This is a genomic window from Methylobacterium sp. J-048, assembly GCF_022829515.1.
Classification (GTDB): domain Bacteria; phylum Pseudomonadota; class Alphaproteobacteria; order Rhizobiales; family Beijerinckiaceae; genus Methylobacterium.
On record NZ_JAKSYL010000179.1, the window covers coordinates 1 to 357 of the forward strand.

1 protein-coding gene is annotated in these 357 nt (G+C 68.9%); it reads left to right on the plus strand.

The features are described 5' to 3' along the window. Nucleotides 1-97: 97 nt before the first annotated feature. The coding region (locus MKL09_RS18085; protein ID WP_244022361.1) for a KUP/HAK/KT family potassium transporter at nt 98-357 on the plus strand (260 nt) is incomplete at its 3' end.

A 357-nucleotide genomic window follows, 5' to 3' on the forward strand; every position in this document is an offset into this window, starting at 1 on the left:
CGCGAAGCTCGCTCAGCGAGAAGACATCCAGGCCATCGGGATCCGGCAGCGCCATGCCGGGTGTTGAATCACGCCACGGCCAAACCGCAAAATGCAACTGCCCGGAAATCTGCCCCGGCCCGTGTTCCTGGCGGTGACCGGCGCCGAGGCCCTGTTCGCCGATCTCGGGCATTTCGGCCGCAAGCCGATCCAGGTGGCCTGGGTCTGCCTGGTCTTCCCGGCGCCCGCCCTGAACTATCTCGGCCAGGCCGCCCTGGTGCTGGAGAAGCCCGACACCGCAGACCCGTTCTTCCAGCTCGTCCCGGCCTGGGGCCTGCTGCCGATGGTGGTGCTGGCGACGCTCGCCACGGTGGTGGC